Source organism: Maribacter forsetii DSM 18668 (genome assembly GCF_000744105.1).
Lineage (GTDB): Bacteria > Bacteroidota > Bacteroidia > Flavobacteriales > Flavobacteriaceae > Maribacter > Maribacter forsetii.
Genome location: NZ_JQLH01000001.1, coordinates 496276 through 519348 on the forward strand (window position 1 = coordinate 496276; position 23073 = coordinate 519348).

Here is a 23073-nt window from a genome sequence, read left to right on the forward strand (position 1 = left end):
TTCTATTAAACCGATCAATTTTCTTATGCTAAATTAAAAATTAAAACAACTGTAATCTTTTTACTACAAGTCCTATAAAGTATAAAAACAGCAAAGAATGCGATTTGCAAGCCACAGATATCTCTTGGTATACCTTTACTTTCGGTCTATTGACAACAATTTATTTATAGGGCACTAGGCTACTGCTACCTTTAGTTTACGTACGAACTAATATCTATTCAAACTTGAAAAATATTGATGGATTATTTTAGCCAATGACCAAACCTATTACTTCATATTCTAACTTAAATTCTTTTTGGAAAAGATTAGCCGTTCTTTTTCTTTTGATACTGGGGATACAACCATTATACTCGCAGCAGACAACTACTTGGACCCAGCAACCCTTATCCGTCACTTGGGAATCTTTTAGTTCAGATGGTGCGGTAAGGGTGGAGGTAGTACCTTCATTAGGGGTATCTATCTTAGGTGAAGATACTATGGGTTGTACGTCAGATGCTACTTATGGAGACCCTACTCCTGATGTATTTGGAAGTCCTTCAATAGAAATTTCATTAAACTCTATTTTACGTTTTGGTACTTTGCAGTTCCGTTTTTTTGATGCGGCTACCGGTGATCCGGTATATATTGTAAGTCCATTACTTCATGTGGATAGAGTGGGTACCTATGGTATTTTGCCTTTTCCTTTGCTTTCTGGTTCTAGTACGGGTGTTTTTACATCAACTAATGGAACATGGTCAAATGTTAGTCGCAATGGTCCTATTTTTGAATTTACCAACACCCAATTTAATGTAGATACAGGTTCGCTAATTAGTGGTAATGGTGGTGAATGTGGTAATGGGAACACTACAGGAACAGGAGGAGGAACGATGAAAATGGATGAAGCTGTTCAATCCATTAATATGGATGTTAACCTCGCTGGTAGTCTTTTAGGTTTAAACGAGGAAGTGGAGTTTGTACTTTCTAACTTAATTATAGCTGAACCAGAAATAGAAGTAACAAAGACCGTTGTAAATAATTTTAGCTCTCCCGTTGAAACAGGTGATGCTGTAGATTATACTATTGAAGTAGAAAACACAGGTAACGTAAAAGTTACGAATGTTGATGTAACCGATACTTTTAAAGATGCTAGTGGAGATAGTATAGCATTAAGTACCCCGCCAAATTTCTTATCTTCTACAATGGGTTCTTTAGAAGGAACTCTTTTGCCAAATGAAATTGCGACATATACTGCTGCCCATGTATTGACTGCAAATGAAATTAATGAAGGAGGAGTAATCAATCAGGTAAGTGTTTTTGCCGATAGTCCATACGGTCCAGATGATACAGATGACATTTCAGATGATGGTGATGATACAGATGGTAATTTACTTAATGATACTACAGATAGTTTTTTTCCTGTTCCTTTAAATGATACCGCTACGGTAGAAAAGAATAATTCAGTTGATATTTTAGTAACTAATAATGATGATTTTGGAGGTAATGGTCCTAATTCAGGAGCTATATTTATTGTCAGTACCCCCACCAATGGTAGTGTTTCCTTAAACGAAAACGGTTCAGCTACCGACCCTCAAGATGATTACTTCTCTTATACACCAAGTACGGACTTTATAGGTACCGACTCATTTATTTACGGAATAACAGATGCAAAGGGTTATACACAATACGCAACAGTTAATATTACAGTGTATTCTTGTCCAAATGCTGGTGTCGACGGGATTCTGAATATATGTTTAGGGGATTCTTTTGAGAATGCAGATCTTTTTGCGTCTTTAACAGGTGCTCCGGATACAGGTGGAACCTGGACTAATAATTTTGATGATACATTTACCTATACTTTAACTGCTGTTGCACCTTGTACGGTTAATGCTACTAGTATTGTAACAGTAATTGAGCATGACCCACCAAATGCCGGAGGCGATGGAACATTGAACATTTGCCAAGGCGATACATTCACCAACGCAGATCTGTTCGCACAGTTGACCGGTTCACCTGATACCGGTGGAACGTGGACCGACAAAGGCAATGGTACACATACGTATACAGTGGCAGCAATATCACCATGTACAGTAGATGATGAAAGCATCGTAACGGTAACAGAGCAAGCACAACCAAATGCTGGAGGTGATGGAACATTGAATATCTGTGTCGGAGATAGTTTTGATAATGATGATTTATTCGCACAGTTGACCGGTAATCCAGATACAGGTGGAACATGGTCTGACAATGGAAATGGTACTCACACGTACACGGTGGCAGTAACTTCACCATGTACGGTAGAAGATGAAAGTATTGTAACGGTAACAGAACAAGCACAACCAAATGCAGGAATTGATGGAACATTGAGCATTTGCGAAGGCGAAACATTCACGAATGTAGACTTGTTCGCACAATTAACTGGTTCCCCGGATACAGGCGGAACGTGGACCGACAATGGCAATGGAACACATACGTATACAGTGGCAGCAACTTCACCATGTACAATAGATGATGAAAGTATCGTAACGGTTACCGAACAGGCACAACCGAATGCAGGTATCGACGGAACATTGAATATTTGCGAAGGAGAAACATTCACCAATGCGGACTTGTTCGCGCAACTGACCGGTTCACCCGATACCGGCGGAACATGGTTAGACAACGGAAATGGAACTCACACTTATACAGTAGCTGCAATATCACCATGTACGGTAGACGATGAAAGTACTGTAACGGTAACAGAACAAACTCCACCAAATGCGGGTATCGACGGAACATTGAGCATTTGCGAAGGCGAAACATTCACCAACGCAGATCTGTTCGCACAATTGACCGGTTCCCCGGATATAGGTGGAACATGGGTCGATAATGGCGATGGTACTCATACGTATACTGTGGCAGCAATCGCGCCTTGTTTAGTTGATGACGAAAGCATCGTAACCGTAACCGAACAAGCACAACCAAATGCCGGAGGTGATGGAACATTGAATATCTGTGTCGGAGATAGTTTTGATAATGATGATTTATTCGCACAGTTGACTGGTTCTCCAGACACAGGCGGAACATGGGTCGACAATAACGATGGCACGCATACGTATACCGTGGCTGCAACTTCACCATGTACAGTAGATGATGAAAGTATCGTAACCGTAACCGAGCAGGCACAACCAAATGCAGGTATCGACGGGACATTGAGCATTTGCGAAGGCGAAACATTCACCAATACAGACTTGTTCGCACAACTGACCGGTTCACCGGATACGGGCGGAACGTGGACGGACAATGGCGACGGAACGCACACTTACACAGTAGCTGCAACTGCTCCATGTACAGCAGATGATGTAAGTATCGTAACGGTAACCGAGCAGGCACAACCAAATGCCGGAGGTGATGGTACATTGAATATTTGCGCTGGAGCTAGTTTTGATAACGCAGATCTTTTTGCCCAGTTAACAGGTTCACCAGATACAGGTGGAACATGGGTAGACAATAACGATGGCACGCATACGTACACAGTAGCAGCAACAGCTCCATGTACAGTAGATGATGAAAGTACTGTAACCGTAACCGAGCAAGCACAGCCGAATGCAGGAGTTGATGGAACTTTAAATATTTGTGTTGGCGATACGTTCACAAACGCAGACCTTTTTGCACAGTTGACAGGTAATCCAGATACAGGCGGAAACTGGTCGGACAATGGCGACGGAACTCACACCTATACTGTAGCTGCAACAGCACCATGTACAACAGACGATGAAAGTATCGTAACCGTAACAGAGCAAGCGCAACCAAATGCGGGTATCGACGGGACATTGAATATCTGTCGAGGAGCAACTTTTGACAATGATGATCTATTTGGTCAGCTTACAGGCAATCCAGACACAGGTGGAACATGGGTCGACAATAACGATGGTACCCATACTTATACTGTGGCAGCAACATCACCCTGTACAATAGATGATGAAAGTATTGTAACCGTAACCGAGCAGGAACAACCAAATGCAGGCGTTGATGGAACATTGAATATTTGCGAAGGAGAAACATTCACAAATACAGACTTGTTCGCACAACTGACCGGTTCACCGGATACGGGCGGAACGTGGACGGACAATGGCGACGGAACGCACACTTACACAGTAGCTGCAACTGCTCCATGTACAGCAGATGATGTAAGTATCGTAACGGTAACCGAGCAGGCACAACCAAATGCCGGAGGTGATGGTACATTGAATATTTGCGCTGGAGCTAGTTTTGATAACGCAGATCTTTTTGCCCAGTTAACAGGTTCACCAGATACAGGTGGAACATGGGTAGACAATAACGATGGCACGCATACGTACACAGTAGCAGCAACATCACCCTGTACAGTAGTTGATGAAAGTATTGTAACCGTAACCGAGCAAGCACAGCCGAATGCAGGAGTTGATGGAACTTTAAATATTTGTGTTGGCGATACGTTCACAAACGCAGACCTTTTTGCACAGTTGACAGGTAATCCAGATACAGGCGGAAACTGGTCGGACAATGGCGACGGCACTCACACCTATACTGTAGCAGCAACATCACCCTGTACAGTAGATGATGAAAGCATCGTAACGGTAACCGAGCAGGCACAACCAAATGCCGGGGGTGATGGAACATTGAATATCTGTGTCGGAGATAGTTTTGATAATGATGATTTATTCGGACAGTTGACTGGTTCTCCAGACACAGGCGGAACATGGGTAGACAATGGCAATGGAACACATACCTATACAGTAGCAGCGATTGCTCCTTGTACAACCGATGATGAAAGCATCGTAACGGTAACAGAGCAAGCACAACCAAATGCCGGGGGTGATGGAACATTGAATATTTGCGAAGGAGATAGTTTCGATAATGATGATCTGTTCACCCAGTTAACTGGTTCACCGGACACAGGTGGAACGTGGGCTGACAATAATGATGGCACGCATACTTATACTGTAGCGGCAACTTCACCATGTACAGTAGATGATGAAAGTATCGTAACGGTAACCGAGCAGGCACAACCAAATGCAGGTATCGACGGGACATTGAATATTTGCGAAGGAGAAACATTCACCAATGCTGATTTGTTCGCGCAACTGACCGGTTCACCCGATACCGGCGGAACATGGTTAGACAACGGAAATGGAACACATACGTATACAGTAGCTGCAATATCACCATGTACAGTAGATGATGAAAGTATCGTAACGGTAACAGAACAAGCGCAACCAAATGCCGGAGGTGATGGAACATTGAATATCTGTGTCGGAGATAGTTTTGATACTGATGATTTATTCGCACAGTTGACCGGTAATCCAGATACAGGTGGAACATGGTCTGACAATGGAAATGGTACTCACACGTACACGGTGGCAGCAACTTCACCATGTACGGTAGAAGATGAAAGTATTGTAACGGTAACAGAACAAGCACAACCAAATGCAGGAATTGATGGAACATTGAGCATTTGCGAAGGCGAAACAATCACGAATGCTGATCTGTTCGCGCAACTGGCCGGTTTCCCGGATACGGGCGGAACGTGGATCGATAATGGCGATGGTACTCATACGTATACTGTGACAGCAACATCACCTTGTACAACCGATGATGAAAGCATCGTAACCGTATCCGAACAAGCGCAACCAAATGCAGGAGGCGATGGAACATTGAATATCTGTCAAGGAGCAACTTTTGACAATGATGATCTATTTGGTCAGCTTACAGGCAATCCAGATACAGGTGGAACTTGGGTTGATAATGGAGATGGTACCCATACTTATACTGTGGCAGCAACATCACCCTGTACAATAGATGATGAAAGTATTGTAACCGTAACCGAGCAGGAACAACCAAATGCCGGAGGTGATGGAACATTGAATATCTGTATCGGAGATAGTTTTGATAATGATGATTTATTCGTACAGTTGATCGGTTCTCCCGATACAGGCGGAACATGGTCGGATAATGGCGACGGCACTCACACCTATACAGTAGTAGCAACATCGCCATGTACGGTAGACGATGAAAGCATCGTAACCGTAACCGAACAAGCGCAACCAAATGCAGGAATCGATGGAACATTGAATATTTGCGAAGGCGAAACATTCACGAATGCGGACTTGTTCGCGCAACTGACCGGTTCACCGGATACGGGCGGAACATGGGTCGACAATAACGATGGCACGCATACGTATACCGTGGCTGCAACAGCACCATGTACAACAGACGATGAAAGTATGGTAACCGTAACCGAGCAGGTACAACCAAATGCAGGCGTTGATGGAACATTAAATATCTGTCGAGGAGATACATTCACAAATACAGACTTGTTCGCACAACTGACCGGTTCACCGGATACGGGCGGAACATGGGTCGACAATAACGATGGCACGCATACGTATACCGTGGCTGCAACAGCACCATGTACAACAGACGATGAAAGTATCGTAACCGTAACGGAGCAAGCACAACCAAATGCAGGCGTTGACGGGATATTGAATATTTGTGAAGGCGCAACATTCACGAATACAGACTTGTTCGCACAATTAACTGGTTCACCCGATACCGGTGGAACATGGATTGACAATGGCGATGGTACTCATACGTATACTGTGGCAGCAATCGCGCCTTGTTCAGTTGACGATGAAAGTATCGTAACGGTAACAGAGCAAGCACAACCAAATGCTGGAGGTGATGGAACATTGAATATCTGTGTCGGAGATAGTTTTGATAATGATGATTTATTCGCACAGTTGACTGGTTCTCCAGACACAGGCGGAACATGGGTCGACAATGGCAATGGAACACATACGTATACAGTAGCAGCGATTGCTCCTTGTACAACCGATGATGAAAGCATCGTAACCGTAACCGAGCAGGCACAACCAAATGCGGGAATCGACGGAACATTGAATATTTGTGAAGGCGATACGATTACCAATACAGCACTATTTGCTCAATTAAGCGGATCTCCTGATACTGGTGGTTCGTGGACCGATAATGGTAACAACACATACACATATACCGTAGCCTCCATACTGCCTTGCTCTATTAACGATACAAGTATGGTTACTGTGGTATTTGATCAAACCGATAGCAATGGTAATGGTGTAGTAGATTGTCAAGAAACAAATATAGTGCTTCCGGTAATTACAATAGATGACATAACCTCAGATAACATTGTCAACGAAAATGAATCTCAAGGTCAGATTAATGTAACGGGAAGGGTTACAGGTGATTTTTCTGAAGGTGATCTAGTAACCTTGACCATTCATAATACCAATTATACTGGTCCTGTAGATGCAAACGGGTTTTTTAATATCTCGGTTGCGGGTTCGGATTTAGTGGAGGACAATGATTTAAGTATTCTAGGTACGGTCACCACGATAACTTTAGATGGCAATACAGGTTCATCGTCAGTACAACATCCGTATACCATTGATATAGATCCACCTTTGGTCGATAGTTTTGAAACAATGGACACATACCCCATTTTACTTGGTTTAGGGAGTCCGAATGAGATATTGAATATTACGGTTGAGGTTGGTGATACAGGCTTGTTATTACAGTATTTAATCAATACTGATATAAATGGTATTTGGGAAATTCATACAGAAACGGATCAAGCAGAAAATGGAACTTTCCCAATAGTCAATCCCGAATTGACTTTGTTGATTACTGCAGAAGATATAGCAGGAAATATAGGTAAAGGTGAGGTCTTGATCATTTTTGATAATGAACCACTTAATAATGATACTGATAACGATGGTTTATCAAATGATGAAGAACTGACTTTAGGTACAGACCCAAATAACCCAGATACGGATGGCGACGGAGTTATGGACGGACAAGAAGTCTTGGATGGTACCGATCCTTTAGATCCTTGTGATTCTTTAGGTGGTACACCACCATCTGGAAGTAATTGTGACATCTATATAGAACTAGATCTTGTAAAACCGGGAGATACTATGAATGGTAGCTTTGAGATTATCAATATTGAGAGATTTCCAGAAAATTCGGTTAAAATCTATAATAGATATGGTGTTTTGGTATGGGAAGTAGAAGGTTATGAAAATGGTCCCAATGCTTTTAGTGGTCTGTCTGACGGTAGAATCACCATTAACAGAAATGAGAAACTACCTTCTGGTACCTATTATTATGATGTATACTATACAGCAAGGGGAGAACAAAAAATATTAACCGGTTATCTGTACGTAATTAGGTAAAAGATGAAGAAAATCTATCAAATAATCTTTTTGATATTTACCATGGTTTTAGGTGGTCAATATCTTATGTTCGGTCAGCAAGATGCCCAGTACACCCAATATATGTACAATACTTTTTCGGTGAATCCGGCGTATGCAGGATCTAGAGAGGTATTAAGTATATCTGCATTGCACAGGTCACAATGGGTAGGTAGAGATGGTGCTCCTAATACACAAACACTCAGTGTACACGGACCTTCTTCTGACAAAGTGGGGCTTGGTCTTTCTATTGTTCATGATGAAATAGGGAACAACACCAATCAAAATACATATATTGACGCTGCTTTTTCGTATACATTGAAGACCTCTGACAATAACAAATTGTCATTTGGATTAAAGGCTGGCGGGCACTTATTAAATTTAGATTTTAACAATCTTAGAAATTTTAGTGCAGGTGGTATTGCCATTACCGATAGTGATCTTTATAAAAAGTTTACTCCAAATTTTGGAGCAGGTCTGTACTACCATAACGATCAATTTTATGCAGGTTTGTCCATACCTAATTTTTTGCAAACAGAGCATTTTGATAGCGCTGATGGTAACAATAGTTTGGTTTCTGTTGATAGAATAACATGGTATTTAATATCAGGATATGTGTTTGAGATGTCTGAATCATGGAAATTTAAACCTGCTTTTCTTTTAAAAGCTACGTCTGGTGCACCGTTACAGGCAGATGTATCGGCAAACTTTTTATTGAACGATAAATTTTCAATGGGTGCAGCTTACAGATGGGATGCCGCTATAAGTGCTTTATTCGGATTTCAAATGACCGATGAGTTTATGCTTGGTCTAGCCTATGATAGTGATATTTCTGAATTGGGCGGAACAAAATATAATAATGGTTCTTTTGAGGTTTTTCTTAGGTACGAGTTTCTGAAGAAAGATAAAATTGATTTAACCCCTAGATTCTTTTAAAATAATTAATAATGAAGTTTAGCTCATCAATTGTTCTTTTATTGCTGCTTTTAGTTTCTTCTCTGTGCTCTGCGCAGAAAGGGAACAAAAAATCTGTAGCCGATAATTTTGAACATTATGCATATATGGGTAATGCATCAACTTATGAAGAGTTGAGTAAAAAGGGAATGTCTGATGAGGATATTTGTAAAAATCTTGGCAATGAAGCTTATTTAAGGGCAAAGTATGACGAAGCTAGTTATTGGTACGCAAAGCTGTTAGAGTTGCATAGTTCAACGATAGAACCTGACTATATGTATAGATATGCACAATCTTTAAAATCGATTAAGAATTATAAGGATTCAGAGGTTTGGATGAAGAAGTTCAAAAAAGCGAAAAAGAACGATGTACGTGCTCAGAACTATAACAAGGATGAAGGTTATTTTGATGAGTTAATGACTGCATCTAACGAATATACTATTGAAAATTTAGTTTCTGTAAATTCTAAAGAATCAGATTTTGCACCATCATTTTATAACGAGTTTTTGGTGTTTTCAACCGGTAGGGATTTAGAAACTACTGATCGTAGTGCTACTCCTTATTTAAATCTTTATAAAACAACGCGTCCAGAGAAAGAACAATATAGTACGGCAACTGCATTTCCTGAAGAGTTGAAATCTGTGGCAAATGAATCTTCTACCACTTTTTCAAAAGATGGGAATACCATGTATTTTACTCGGAATAATTATAAAAAAGGTTCGTTCAACAGGGATAAAAAAGGCATTAGCAGATTAAAAATTTATAGAAGTACTTTTAAAGATGGTGTATGGGGAAATATAGAGGATCTGCCATTTAATAGCGACCTATATTCCGTTGCACACCCTGCCTTGAACGAAGATGGTACGATCTTGTATTTTTCATCTGATATGCCAGGAACTTTAGGGGCTTCAGATATTTTTAAGGTAGCTATTAATGCTGATGGTAGTTTTGGAACACCAGAGAATTTAGGGTCAAAAATCAATACCGAAAGTAAAGAGACTTTTCCGTTCATATCAGAGTCTGGTGTGTTGTATTTTGCATCTGACGGTCACCCTGGTTTAGGCGGATTGGATATTTTTTCCATCAATCTAAAGAGTCAAGGAGCGGTTAAAAATTTGGGTAACCCAATCAATAGTCCTAACGATGATTTTTCAATGATTTTCGATGAAGAAACCAATTCTGGATTTTTTGCCTCTAATCGTTCTGGCGGAGTTGGTGGTGATGATATTTATGCATTGAAAACTATAGACTGTATGGTCACCATAACCGGTACCGCAGTAGATAAGGATACGGAACAACCTTTGCCTTTTGTTACCGTGAACGGTAAGAACACTTCAAGAGGTAATATAGGTGAAGCTACAACTGATGCCCAGGGCAATTATAGTATAGAAATTCCATGTCAAGAGAGTCAATATTCAATTACTGCCAATCTTGACGGTTACGAAGAGGGTTCTTTGTTTATGTTCACTACACCAGATGAAAAAAATATAACAAATGCCCGTGTGGTATTGGAAGAGAGTAGTAAAGTCGCGGTAATTGGGGCAGATTTGGTAAAGGTGTTGAAACTGGCACCCATCTATTTTGATCTAAACAGTTCTTACTTAAGAGAAGATGCTTTTGAGAATTTGGATAAAGTGGTCGATTATATGTTAAAAAGACCTGAAGTAAAAGTAGAAATTGGGTCGCATACAGATAGTAGGGAAGAGGATAATTACAACCTGTGGCTCTCTGATCGTAGGGCAAAGAGAACGGTTGCCTATATCATTTCTGCAGGAATAGATGAAAGTCGTATTTCAGGTAAAGGTTATGGAGAAACGGTATTAATCAACAAATGCGCAAACGGAGTCATTTGTTCTGATCGAGATCATCAATTGAATAGACGTTCAGAATTTATTTTGATAGAGTAAGCTTTAGTTCATATGCTTCGCTACTACCTCTATTTCTTTAAAGACATGAATTGGTTTACCATAAGAAGTAAATCCGTTTAAAATTACTTCATAGGTTCCTTCTACATCTGAAGTGAAAAATTCAAACTGATAATCACTATCGGTAATATTTAAAAGGGGGTTCCAGTATAGCATTCTCCTGTAATCTGGAATTCTATCAAAAGAAACATCCTCTGGTTGATAAGATTGTACAAAATAGTTCTTTTTGGTTACAGGTTGGGTAAACGGTACAACTAGGCTATTTTTAGCAGTATAGGTGTCTAGAAAATCTGCATCGAAAGTTTCAATAGAAATAATACCTTGATACTCTTTTTGACCCAAACGAAATTGATCTCTTGTCAAGCTTATCTTTTCAATGTTTCGGGCATCAAAGGTTCTGATTTTTTCTTGATGAGGTATGAATACCCCGTCTATTAAAACAATGGCAGGAAAATCGTTGTAATCTTCATCATAAGATTTAAAATCTTGACCAATTCTTATATAGGCGTCACTGGTATTCACTTTTCTAAAGCCTGCGAATTTCACTACTTCTACCAAAGTTTCTTCAAGCGTAGGAAAACGAGTGTATTCATCAAGAATGATAACTTCTGGTATGCCACCGTTAAATATATCAATAGGATTGCTTTGTAAAATAGAATCTGGTTTGGCACTAAAGAACTGATTTTCTATTTGGTTCAATACACTCCTGGCGGTAATGTAATCGGCTTGCTCTTTTGATAATCTGAAATTTGCGAATGATAGATCGGCTAGGTCAATAGGACTGGGTGTTGCTTTTTCAATGGTATACATTTCGCTTTGGTTTTCAACCTGTATAACTGCCATTGGGTTTTTACGGTCTTTGCGTATGTAAGAATAGAAATTTCCATTTTGGTCGGTTTTTGAAAACTTCAACAACGATTCCTTACCGGGTATAGAAATAACAACGGGAAGGTTCTCAGCAGGTAATCCTGAGTTAGCGTTTGTTACGGTGCCGTAAACTAGTTCTCCTCGTTGTTCAGGCAAGAAGATGCTATCACCAATAGTTTGTTTGATTTCCTTGTCGGCATTAAAATAGGCATTTCCATACATAACTGAATTTAGTGTAGATGGCATATCTATTTCTTCTTTCCTTTTCACTTTAATACTATAAAAACCATGACCTAAAGCTCCTTTGTAATTTTTAATATTCAGGCTTACTTTCTGTCGAGGTTGATACGTAGATTGATTGGTTCTAATTGTAATTGTTGATGAGTCTGAAACCGAAATGACATCAGTTGAAGCTGATGTTAGTGCATCGGGTTTATTTTCTAGAAGGGTAGATTGGTCTACTAAATAAGGATTGATGATTACAATATCATCTTTAAAAACTTGAGATAGACCTGAATTTTTCATCCATTGGGTATAGCCTAATAACTTGTACCTGCCAGAGGGTATATCTGTAGATACAAAGAAATCACCATTGCCATGTCCTTTGCTCAATTTTACTTTATGTTCAAAAACAAAGTCCTTTGCTTCATTTACTAGGGCTACGTATCCAATGGTACTTATTTTAGTAGGGTTATTGGTTTGTGCGTTAAAACAGTGTATAGAATAATATAAATACTCTCCAGAGAGCACTAACGGACCGTTATGGTCTACGTATGCTTTTTCCTGAGGTACTTTTTTTAGACTCAAAAGGTCGCTACCATCTTTGATCACATATTGGGCGCTACCGAGATTGGTAATTAAAATGATTATTACAGTAAGTATTTGTGTTGTCTTCATAAGTTCTAATTATTCTACCCAAAAATCTGGTTCAATATTACTACCCAAAGCTGTACAATCTCCGCATACTCTTGGTACAAATATGTGTGGTCCGCCACAGTCTTCCTCATTAACATTTGGCTTCACATAACTTATTAAATCAAGATCTACTTGTTGAATTACTGATTGTGGACATGGGTTTGGACCTCTCATTCCACTAAAACAAAAAGAAACATGAGATTCTGGTGCTGTCAATTCACTGCAATTAAAAGGATATGGGGGTAATTCTTCATTCGGATAAAAATCGGTATAATTGAAAAAGAGCCGATCTTTAGAAACGGATACTACATCAAAAAAACCGATTACATTACCCTGAGAGCCATCGTCTGCAGAAAGGTTACCTTCTAAAAATCCGGGTTGTATTTGAGAAAAAATGCTACCGGTTTGGCTGAAGTTATTCAATTGATCGTAGAAACTAAAAGATGCTGCACTTGAAACTAATTGTTCTACTTCAATACTATATCTATGGCTTATAATAAAGTTCTCTTGGTCAATAAAACGTACCATAAACTTTGTAATATTATCACCTAAGTTACCTTGTTGAGCTTGTATGATAGAATTAGAAAGGTTATTGCCATAGCAAACCTGTTGTTCTTCTTCCCGTTCAACAATTTCTAGGTCATAGGTTACTTCGGGCAACGCACAAGGGTCATAATTGGTTAATTTAAATTCGTTGGGAGACCAATTTGGGGCTATGATCTTATATGTTTCATCATAAGTATAGCGTAAGTTTTGTACACTACCTGTTTCAATTGTATTATCTACAAAAATGCCAATGCCCTCGGCACCGGACTCACTAGTTGTTTTTTCGGCATATATATTTGAAATGCTAGCCAAGCCCTCTATTTCCATATCGGTAGAGGTATACTTTTTGCCATCTGATGTAACAATGTTCAGCAGATAAGAGCTACCCATTTCTGCGGCAAACTGAATATCCGATTCATAAATTCCCGGGCTAGATTCATTAAAGGAATATGTAATGCCATTACTGTTTTCAATGGAAACTGTAGCATTGGTTTCATAACGTACCAAGTCTCTATTAATATCTCTAATGGGTGTGTAAGGGTTGTAAACGGAATCAATACCTAGGTCTATCAACGTATCCATTCTGCTCAATGCTACGGTGTGGTTTTTTAGTTCATTGGTAAGAGTGGCCTCTACGATCAATATTTTAAGCACTTCGTCATCTGCTTCTATTCCTAAATCAACTTCTTCAATACAATTGATGAATAACAGAAGCGGTAATATTATTAAAGTAATTTTTCTCATCTTATTCTATCCAAAAATTAGGTGTTTTATTACTGCCAAATGTTCTACAATCTATACAGCCTAATGGTTTTACTAAAAAAGGAGCACGGGATAGTTCTCCATTGGCATCAGGTTCAAAAAAGTTTTCATTATCGCCAATGTACCCTATTTGACCTGCAATTATTCCTTCTATCAGAGGTGAATTTGAACCGCGGTCAACAATAACTTTTCCATCTATTACGGTTGAGTGAAAACCATCAGGATAGAGTGCCGGTTCTCGAATAACATTACATGAAATAATATAAGGTGGTAATGATTCATTAGGGTAAAAATCTTCATAATTAAAGAACATTCTCTTTTCACTATATGAACTCAATTCAAAGTACCCAATTACATTGGCAATATCTGAGTTCTCAACGGTTATATTGCCTTCTAATTGCCCGGTCTGAACGTTACTAAATAGACTTTCTGAGTTTGAGAAATCTTCTAATGAACCAAAGAAAGAAGCGGCATGGTTATCATGGTGATATTGTTTTACCAATATACTATAGCGATGCGATATCGCATAATTATCACTGCCTATAAATCTTACCTCAAAATCATCTAAATTATTTGAGGCTAAATTAGCGGTTGAAGCCAATATTATACTATTTGATTTATTTGTTGCAAAACAAATATTAGCTGGTTCATCTCTTGGTGATACAGTAACTTCCCAACCATCATCATCTTCACAAAAGAAATCATAGTCAACTTCATCCCAATCAAAAGGATTAAAATCTGGAGGAATTACCTTATAGGTCTCTTCATATTCATAACGGAAGTAATTTGCAGAAGAGGTATTATCCGTATTGTCTACCAGTATTGAAATACCGTCTGTATTCGAATTACTGATACTACGCTCCGCTTTTAATTCAGAAACTTCAACTTGTTTAGGCAATGTCGTTTTATTTGAACGATACTGTACACCATCTTTAGTAAATATTTCCAAAGTGTATTCTCTTTCCTGTAATAAACTTACAGCACCGTTAGTGTTATAATTTCCTGCTTGTGTCTCAAAAAAATCTATTTTTTTGCCTAAATTATCAATGATACTTACTTGCGCACCAATTTCTGGCGGTGGATCAATTTCATCAAATGAAAAGGTTCTTGTTAAAAAAATAGTTTGTTGTATGTTTTGATCTGTAATACGTGCATCTACTACTAATGACCCATCTAATACATCGGTTATATTTTCAGGTTCAAATTCCTCAACGCAACTCAATATTGCCAGTGACAAACAAGGTAGAGTGAGCCATTTTAAGTTCTTTCTCATCTTTTCTTTTTTTGGCAATATTTAAAACTTAAAATTATAGGTGATTGACGGAATAGGAATGGAGAAAATAGAACTTTGTAACGCCTTTACTTCACCATCATCTGTTACGAAAAACACCGAGTACGGATTGTTTCTACCTAATACATTATAAACCGATATGGTAACAAAACTATGTGCTAACTTATTCTTCTTGTGGTTTCCTTCAATATTAAGACCTAGGTCTAAACGGTAGAAATCTGGAATCCTAAATTCATTCCTATCACTAAAAGCAACAAAATCTGCATTATTGAATCTAAATGTACCTACAGGGTAGGTAATAGGTCTACCGGTTTGGTACACAAAATTTGCAGATATGCTATATCGCTTTGTAAAACGATAGTTGGTAATAACACTTACATCATGGGGCTTATCAAAGTTAGAGGGAAAAAATTCACCGTTGTTAATTCGCTCCTCGCTAAATTCACTATCAAAACGGTATAAAGATCTAGAGTAGGTGTAACTCAACCATCCGTTTAAATCACCGCTTTTCTTTTTTAATAAAAATTCTACTCCGTATGCCTTTCCATCACCTTGTAATATCTGTGTTTCTACATTTTCGTTTAAGAAGAGGTTGGCACCGGTTTTAAAATCAAGCACATTTTCCATTATCTTGTAATACCCTTCGATACTTAATTCATATTCGTTTTCCTTAAAGTTTTTATAGAAGCCAAGAGAGGCTTGGTAGCCCTTTTGTGCTTCAATATTCAGATCAGAAAGTTTCCATGTATCAATAGGTGAAACTGTGGTGTTATTTGAAAGGGTATGTAAAAATTGATACGAATTGTTTAGACTGGCTTTTACCGAAAAATCTGGTGTAAATAAATATCTAGCGGAGACTCTGGCTTCTGGTCCGCCATAGGTTTTTATATTTTGATTACTTGAATAGGCTATGGTGTCTTGAACGGTAGATTCATTCTTTGGCATCCCTTCTTCATAGGTTCTTTGGGTAGCCTCGCCCAATGCGGCAAAAAATGCATATCTCACCCCTAAATTGACAGATAGTTTTTCATTAACCGTAATTTCATCCCCTATAAATAGTGCGCCCTCAACAGCTTGTTCTTTATCAATAGCAAATTCACTGATGTCCGACTCGCTTCCGTCTGGTTCTATGCTTCCAGGGTTAACGGAATAGTATTTGGCTGAACCACCATAGTCTAAAGTGTTTTTATCGTTTAGAGCTGTACGAAGCTTATATTTTAATTCGGTTTCGTTAATGCTGTAATCAAGCTTAAAATCACTGTTCGATTCACCGTCAAAATCAATTCCGAATCCGTAATTACTATTATCGACAATAAGTGCGCTATGGGTTTTATCACTCATTCTATGGTCCCAACGCACAGAAAAAAGACGATTGTCATAATTGTATAATGAATCTGAGGTGATACTAAAAGCATCTCTGCTATAATAGGCAGTCGCTTTCACTTCATTTTTGTCATTTATTTTATTGTGATATTTAACGATGCCGTCAAAAAACGAAGCGTTGCTATTGCTTAACGATTCGTCATCTAAAGACCGTAAAATCCAGTCCGCATAAGCACCTCTACCACCAACGACAAGGGATGATTTTTCTTTTTCCAACGGAATTTCCAATGCCAAATTTCCGGTCACTGGACCAATAGAACCTTCACCTGAGAACTTTTCTACATTACCATTTTTTGTTCTAATATCGAAGACCGATGAAAGACGGCCGCCAAACTCTACAGGAATAGCACCTTTATAGATATCTACGCCCTTGGTCGTAAACGGATTCAAGGCTTGAAAGATTCCGAAAAAATGCTGTGGGTTGTATATAACCGCATCGTCTAACAGTACTAAGTTTTGGTCTGTTTTACCGCCACGAACGTTTAAGCCCATTGCACCTTCGCCCGCAGATGAAATACCAGGCAATGCCTTGGCGACTGACAAAATATCTCGTTCCCCTAAAACTAGGGGAATGTTCTTAGACTCTTCAGAATCTATTTGCTCACTACCAGTAATAGCTTCCTCTACATTTTTATAAGCATCTGCCTCTACTACTACTTCATCTAATTGTTGTAGCCCTTCTTCCATCAACAAATCTAAACTACCATTATTGTACATAATGACTTCACGTTCTGTAGATGCAATACCCATGGCACGTATACTTAGTACGTTATAGCCCGAAGGTAATGTTAAAGAGTAATTACCATTCGAGTCGGATACAGTAATTTGGTTGGAGCCTTTAACGCGAATGGTTAAATCTGGAATAGGCTCACCTGTTTTAGAATTTATGGCTCTACCGGTTAATTTATAGGATTCTTGTAAGTTATTAGGGTCGCTTTTGCCCACTTTTACAACATCGTAATTTCGTTTAACCTGAGTATTAGTGGTATAAAATGTTGGGGGTGGTGCGTTAGCTTTTGTTTGTTTGCCGTTATTTTCTTCAACTACTTCTTCTTGACCAAAAAAGCCATTGGGTAGGTCGTCATATACTATGGTATTCTCTAAAAGAATGATGCGTTTCTGTGATTCTAGAATATAATAGTTTAAAGAGGTGTCCTCTAAAAGAGATTGCAAGGCAGTGGTTAAATTTTCATTGTCAAAGTTGGCAGTTACGTTGATGCCTTGTGCCCAACTTTCTAGAAAGAAAAATTGATAACCTATTTGTTCTTCAATATCGGTAATTACAGATGATAAGGGAGTTGCAGAGTATTGACCATTAACAGTAATAGTTTCTTGAGCATAACCTATACTTAAAGCAAAAAGTATGGTGAAATAGACTACGGTTTTTTTTATAGGTGTTGCCCCGCTAATTTCAATAAAAGTTTTGAGCAAACTTTTATTCGTTTTTTTGTTGGTCATGTTGGTTGGTTGGATCATTACAAGGTAAGAAAAACTATATTATAACAAAATGTGATATTTAAAATAATTACATTGAATTATTGAAAAAAAATGAAATAACCTTTGCATTACTAACAATTTGGCATTTATAGTTAACAGGTTTAAAGAGAAAGAGTTAAATTTAATAGTATAATCTTTTACTTACATTGTTGTTTTATTATTAATCAGTATTTTATTACTATTTTTATCATAAATACTTGTTAAAATTAAGACATTGAGCCATTATCCTAATAAAATAGAACTTCAAGAAAGGCATTACCAAATTTTTATAGAACAGGCCCCAACTGCCATTGCCATGTTAGATAAGAATATGGTGTATTTGGCAGTGTCTAAATGTTGGTTAAAAGATTATAAGTTAGATCAGCAAGATGTAATCGGTCGTTGTCATTTTGATGTTTTTCCTATGATTGGAGATGATTGGAAAAAAAAGACTGAAAAGTGTTTAAATGGTATTGTAGATATTTGCGATGAAACCACTTATCATGGTAAAGGTGATTCTATTCAGTGGATTTTATGGAATGTTAAACCATGGTATAATGCTGAAGGTGAAATTGGCGGACTCCTAATGCATACTGAAGATATTACCGAGAGGAAAGAGAAAGCATTAAAAGAAAAGAAGTATAATACCATATTAAAAGATACTAGTGACATCGCTAGAATAGGTACTTGGGAAATTGATCTTTTAAAAGAAAAAGTGTCATGGAGTAGTATGGTATATGAAATTCATGAAGCCCCTTTAGATTATGAGCCAACTATTGCCTCTGGATTAACATTTTTTGAGGATGAAGAAAGCCGAAACAGTATTTTACTAGCACTTAATGAAGCCCAAAAAAGAGGAACACCGATTAATTTAACCTTGTATCTTACAACATTAAAAGGTAATAAAAGATGGGTGAAAGTTATTGGGAAAATAGAGCGAAATAATGGTGTTACTTCAAAGATATTAGGTATAACGCAAGATATTACATCATCAAAAAAATCCGAGAAACTTTTAAATGTAGCTCATGCTGAGTTAGAAGCTATTTTTAACTCAGATTCGATAGTGGTAATAACCACAAATTCAGAAGGTATAATTAATCGCTTTAATAAAGGTGCCGAAAAATTGTTAGGATATGATTCTGCTGAAATGATTGGTTTACAAAGACCAGAAGTATATCTTCATAAAGGAGAACTTGAGCAATTTAGAAATGATATGATTGCCGAGTTTAACGGTGGTGTAAATGATGAAAATTTTAACTATAGAAACGAAAATGTTAATGATACAAGACAATGGACTTATAAAAGAAAGGATGGTTCAACATTTCCTGTATTGTCAACTGTAACAGCAGTTAATAATGGTTACAGTAAAAAGGAAGGTTTTATAGCTGTGGCTACTGATATCTCTAGAATTAAGGAGGTAAAGAATGAATTAAGACGAAAAAATGAACTTTTAAATTACGCGGAACAAATTACCATGATGGGTAATTGGCAGTGGGATATTGTTTTAGATAAGGTATTATGTTCTACTAATTTATATGATATTTTTGGTGTTAAGGCAGAGGATATGTCGTTAAAATATGATTCTTATTTTAATTTCGTCCATCCAAAAGATAAAGATTTTGTTGCCAAACATGTAGAAAATGCTTTAATAATTAAAAGGTTTGATAACTTAATTCATCGAATTCAGTTAGATGACGGAACTGTAAAGACAATAAAATTAATAGGTGAAATCATTACCAATAGTAAGGATGAAGTAACAGAAGTTATTGGCGCTTGCCAAGATATTACAGAGTCTATAAAAGCTCAAGAAGAATTGAGAAAGAAGAATGATCTATTGAATTTTGCCGAACAGATTTCAATGATGTCTAATTGGAAATGGGATACGGTTGCCGATAAGGTTCAATGGTCAGAAAATTTTTATACAATTCTAGAACTTGACGAAGCTATAACTGACCTTAATTTCAATAGCTATTATAGGTTTGTTCATCCGGAAGATATAGGAATTGTTGACAAGCATTTTGAACAAGTAAATAAGAATAAAAGATGGGATAGTTTAACACATCGTATTATTACAACTTCTGGCAAGGTTAAAATAATTCTCATTTTAGGGAAGGTTTTTACTAATGAAAAGAATGAAATTATAGAAATGATCGGTACTTGCCAAGATATAACCGAATCAAAAGAAGCTGAACAAAAAATATTAGAAGCTAAAAATGAATTAGAAATTTTTACTCGAAAATTGTCATTACAAAATCAACAATTGGCAGATTTCACCCATATTACATCGCACAACCTTAGAGCACCTGTAGCCAACCTTAATTCTTTATTGGAAATCTATTCCTATGCTGAAAATGAAGAAGAACGAACAGATATCTTCAATAAATTCAGCAGTGTTATTGATCATCTTTCTTCTACCCTCAATACCTTGATCGAGGCGTTAAAAGCAAAAGTGGGTGATGCCAATGAGCATAAAGAAAATATAGAATTTAATGTGGTGCTAGAAAATACAGTTCAAATGTTAAGCGGAGCTATTTTGAAATCCAATGCTGTTATTAGTAGTGATTTCTCTAAGCTTTCAAGTATCTCCTACAACAAAATTTACATGGAAAGCATTTTCTTAAATTTAATAGGGAATGCCATTAAATATAGTGCTGAAGGTAGAACACCTAATATTCAAATTAAAACCGAAGTAAAAAACGAAAAAAATATCATTACCTTTAAAGACAATGGCTTAGGTATTGATCTCGATAAACACGGACATAAACTTTTTGGTTTGAATAAGGTTTTTCATAGACATCCAGATGCCAAAGGGGTAGGATTGTACCTAACCAAAACACAAATTGAAGCAATGGGAGGTACCATAACCGCCGATAGTGAAGTAAATGTAGGTACTACCTTTACTATAATTTTTAATTAAGCTTATAATGAACGATATTCTAAAGACTTGCATCGTAGATGATGACTCCATATACCAATTTACCATGGTAAAAACCCTAGAATCTACTAAATTACCCATGGAGATTATGGTTTTTTCAGATGGAGAAGAAGCAATCGATTTTATGCTAGACAACCTAGATCAAGATTCCGTATTTCCAGATGTAATTTTTCTTGATATTGACATGCCAGTAATGGACGGCTTTCAATTTATGGAAGAGTACGTAAAAATTAAACCTAGAGTTGGTAAAAAAATAACCATTTACATGGTGTCATCTTCCTTAGATCCAGTTGATATAGAAAGAGCTAAGAAAATTAGCGCTATTTCAGATTATATTGTAAAGCCTATTGGTTTAGGTAGGTTAAAGCATATTATTGAGGAGTTGTTAGAGGAAAGAGAAAATTAAACGTTGTTTTAGATTCTTAAATTTTTTAGGTCATCATTCAATTTAATAGGGTTAAGCTAAAATGCTAAATACCAGTAATTTTGATTGAACCTAAAAATTAAACTATGTCTTTACTAACAATAATTTTAAATATATTATTACCACCATTAGCTGTTTTTATGAAACACGGTATTGGTACTACACTTTTAATAAGTATTCTATTGACTTTGCTTGCCTGGTTACCTGGAGTTATCCATGCATTTATTGTTAATCAATAGGTCATAAAATATATTTTGTCTTGCCTACTTTGTTTTGGCAATGACATTAGAAACCGAATTGCTATTTAATTTATGATAGTTGTTCGGTTTTTTCTTGATATAATATAATTGTAACGCTTTTTTTGCTTTTCCTATATTTCAGCTAGTTGTTAACACTTATTGTGAAGAGAGACTATAAATTCATTCATTTAAGTAATAAATTTGATACGTTAGTAACTACTTTTTCAATCGACTATTTAATTTTAATAAATGGTTGAGGTAATTACTGATAAGTCCAACCCTAATTTATATACTGAACAAATGATTAAGTATTTTAAGATAGTAATCGCTTTAGTGATTTTAAACATTGTAAGTTGTAAAGAAACACCAAAAAAAGATGAAGCCAGTTCAAAACAAAATTCTGAAGTAGAAACCCAAGAATTAAGTGCAGAGGCTATTGTTCAAAATGCTATTGTAGCTCACGGTGGTGCCAAATATGACAAGGCAAACTATGAGTTTGTATTTAGAGATAAAATATACATGTTCAATAATACGGATGGTGCTGCTTATCGTGTAAATTTCAAGGATAGTATTGGTAATAGAATTGAAGACAATTTAAACAATGGATCTTTTAGTAGAACTATTAATGATAAAGTGGTAGACCTCTCTGAAAAGGATATTGCAATACATAGCAATGCTTTGAACTCGGTTATATATTTTGCAACACTGCCACATAAGTTAAACGACAAGGCGGTTCATAAAGAGCTTATTGGCGAAACGGTTATTAAAGGTGAGGATTATGATATTATTAGAGTCACTTTTGGTAAAGAAGGCGGCGGCAAGGACCATGATGATATTTTTATGTATTGGGTACATAAACAATCTCACTTTATTGAATATTTAGCATACAGTTATAGTACCAATAATGGCGGTGTTCGTTTTAGAAATGCATATAAACCAAGAACTATTGATGGTATTCGTTTTCAAGATTACATCAACTGGGCAGCTCCGGTTGGTACTCCATTAAAAGATTTACCTACTATGTATGAAATGAACGAGCTGAAAGAACTTTCTAGAATTGAAACGGAGAATGTGCGTAATCTTAACACGACTGATTTGATAGAATAGCCTTCATTCTAGAACACAGTT

11 protein-coding genes are annotated in these 23073 nt (G+C 37.2%); 7 read left to right on the forward strand and 4 right to left on the reverse strand.

Annotated elements, in window-relative coordinates; translation table 11 throughout:
* Positions 1–254 precede the first annotated feature (254 nt).
* From P177_RS02135 to P177_RS02145, 3 genes are read left to right on the forward strand one after another with little or no spacing between them, the layout of a single operon-like run.
* Positions 255–8210 (forward strand): T9SS type B sorting domain-containing protein, encoded by a 7956-nt coding sequence (locus tag P177_RS02135; RefSeq protein ID WP_036151365.1) that lies wholly within the window; start codon positions 255–257, stop codon positions 8208–8210.
* A gap of 3 nt (positions 8211–8213) precedes the next feature.
* Positions 8214–9164, forward strand: coding sequence for a PorP/SprF family type IX secretion system membrane protein (locus P177_RS02140; protein WP_036151366.1), 951 nt, complete (start codon positions 8214–8216; stop codon positions 9162–9164).
* Positions 9165–9175: 11 nt separating this feature from the next.
* On the forward strand, positions 9176–11089 hold the full coding sequence (locus tag P177_RS02145; protein ID WP_036151367.1) for an OmpA family protein: 1914 nt from the start codon (positions 9176–9178) through the stop codon (positions 11087–11089).
* A 3-nt stretch (positions 11090–11092) separates the two neighbouring features.
* On the opposite strand, the gene P177_RS02150 is transcribed toward P177_RS02145, so the two are convergent.
* The 4 genes from P177_RS02150 to P177_RS02165 are packed head-to-tail and all read right to left on the reverse strand — an operon-like array spanning position 11093 to position 18329.
* On the reverse strand, positions 11093–12871 hold the full coding sequence (locus tag P177_RS02150) for a hypothetical protein (protein WP_036151369.1): 1779 nt from the start codon (positions 12869–12871) through the stop codon (positions 11093–11095).
* A 9-nt stretch (positions 12872–12880) separates the two neighbouring features.
* Positions 12881–14179 (reverse strand): DUF4249 domain-containing protein, encoded by a 1299-nt coding sequence (locus P177_RS02155; RefSeq protein ID WP_036151371.1) that lies wholly within the window; start codon positions 14177–14179, stop codon positions 12881–12883.
* A 1-nt stretch (position 14180) separates the two neighbouring features.
* The gene (locus P177_RS02160; protein ID WP_036151373.1) at positions 14181–15470 is read right to left on the reverse strand and encodes a DUF4249 domain-containing protein; all 1290 of its coding nucleotides are present in this window, start codon (positions 15468–15470) and stop codon (positions 14181–14183) included.
* Between the two features lie 21 nt (positions 15471–15491).
* On the reverse strand, positions 15492–18329 hold the full coding sequence (locus P177_RS02165; RefSeq protein ID WP_084684602.1) for a TonB-dependent receptor: 2838 nt from the start codon (positions 18327–18329) through the stop codon (positions 15492–15494).
* Positions 18330–18582: 253 nt separating this feature from the next.
* Between P177_RS02165 and P177_RS19275 the strand changes: the two genes are divergently transcribed.
* From P177_RS19275 to P177_RS02185, 4 genes are all read left to right on the forward strand, one after another.
* Positions 18583–21264: a PAS domain-containing sensor histidine kinase gene (locus P177_RS19275; protein ID WP_051941678.1), complete on the forward strand. Its 2682-nt coding sequence runs from the start codon at positions 18583–18585 to the stop codon at positions 21262–21264.
* Between the two features lie 7 nt (positions 21265–21271).
* Complete coding sequence (locus P177_RS02175) at positions 21272–21688, forward strand: response regulator (RefSeq protein WP_036151375.1); 417 nt, start codon at positions 21272–21274, stop codon at positions 21686–21688.
* Positions 21689–21792: 104 nt separating this feature from the next.
* Positions 21793–21945, forward strand: a complete 153-nt coding sequence (locus P177_RS02180) for a YqaE/Pmp3 family membrane protein (RefSeq protein WP_036151377.1) — start codon at positions 21793–21795, stop codon at positions 21943–21945.
* A gap of 249 nt (positions 21946–22194) precedes the next feature.
* Positions 22195–23052: a DUF6503 family protein gene (locus P177_RS02185; protein WP_157486422.1), complete on the forward strand. Its 858-nt coding sequence runs from the start codon at positions 22195–22197 to the stop codon at positions 23050–23052.
* Positions 23053–23073 lie beyond the last annotated feature (21 nt).